Source organism: Peribacillus sp. YIM B13481 (assembly GCF_042787985.1).
GTDB classification, from domain to species: domain Bacteria; phylum Bacillota; class Bacilli; order Bacillales; family DSM-1321; genus Peribacillus; species Peribacillus simplex_A.
This window is the reverse complement of the sequence record NZ_JBHZPE010000130.1, coordinates 1-1269: the sequence shown is the minus strand read 5'-3', so window position 1 is coordinate 1269 and position 1269 is coordinate 1. Positions and strand designations below refer to the sequence as shown.

The window sequence follows — 1269 nt, the reverse complement described above, 5'->3', positions numbered from 1 at the left end:
GACTGCATCTTCTTTAATGGATTATCTGGACGTTGAGTATAGTAGGCATGTAATGCCTTAAATGCTGAATTTTTGGCAACCAGAATCATACAAACCCTGAACAACAGGGCTCGCAGCTTTTTCCGTCCCCTCTTTGTGATGGTTGTTTTCCCCTTATGCTTACCAGAGGTATTTTCTTTTAAGCTTAAGCCGGCCAGCTTAATAATTTGTCGGGGATGAGTATATTCCTTAAGGTCACCAACTTCTGCAAAGAAGCCCGCAACAGTGTCTCTACCAACACCTTTTATCGCTAACATTTGTGGTACACCTGGTATTTCATCAAGTAAACAATCTATTTTTGTATCCAATTCTTCGAATTTCAAGTGGATTAATTCATATTTAGCCAGAAGCGTTTTCAGCTCCAGTTTTGCCATTTCGGAGCCTTGTCGAAGTCCGATGGACTTACTGGCTGCTTGCTTTAACTTACGAATTTTGCTTAGACCTACACTTCGGGTCACGGTTTTTCTTAAGTGGGCTAACAGTTCGTGTTCAGTGAAATTTACTATTTCATGTGGTAAAGCATAGAGCTTTAAGAATTGTAATGCTGCTTTTCCCTCCCACTTCTTAAATACCGTTAGAAATTCTGGAAAGTACCGATCAATCCAGTTATGGACCTGGCCTTGGACCGTCTGAAGATCCTCTGTTAAAAGATCACGAATTTTCTTCGCCACCCGTAGTTCGGCATAAACTCCTTGTGGTATCGTAGGTTCGGCGTATCTTCCGTCTTTGACCAACTGTGCAATGACTTTAGCATCTTTCACATCATTTTTAGTAGGAGAATTATCATCAAGCTCCTTGCTTTTCTTGACGTGCAAAGGGTTTACAGCTACAAACTTAATTTCATTTTCTTTTAACATATGAGCTAGGTTGAACCAATAATGCCCTGTCGGTTCCATCCCAACTATCACATTCTCCATACATTGTTCTTTCTTGATTTCCATAATCCAATTAAAAAAATGCTCGAATCCCTCTTTTGTATTCTCAAAATAACAAGGTGATCCAAACTCCATTCCTCTAAAGTCTTGAGCACGTGCCACATGCTTGAATTTAGCAATATCCACCCCTACAATAAGGGTTTGAGAGGTAATTTGAGCAATTTTCTTATTTTGGTTATAATTCATTTTAAAGCCTCCTGGTATTTGAGTTTTGTCCTTTGGTATGTCAACACTAAATCAAACAACTTTTTTAAGGGCTAAGTTTCGATAAGCCACCGGACTTAAGTAGCCAAGT

At 39.3% G+C, this 1269-nt stretch carries 1 protein-coding gene; it reads right to left on the bottom strand.

Annotated elements, in window-relative coordinates; genetic code table 11:
* On the bottom strand, positions 1-1160 hold a 1160-nt coding region (locus tag ACFX4X_RS25455), incomplete at its 3' end, for an IS110 family RNA-guided transposase (RefSeq protein WP_377387659.1).
* Between the last annotated feature and the right edge of the window lie 109 nt (positions 1161-1269).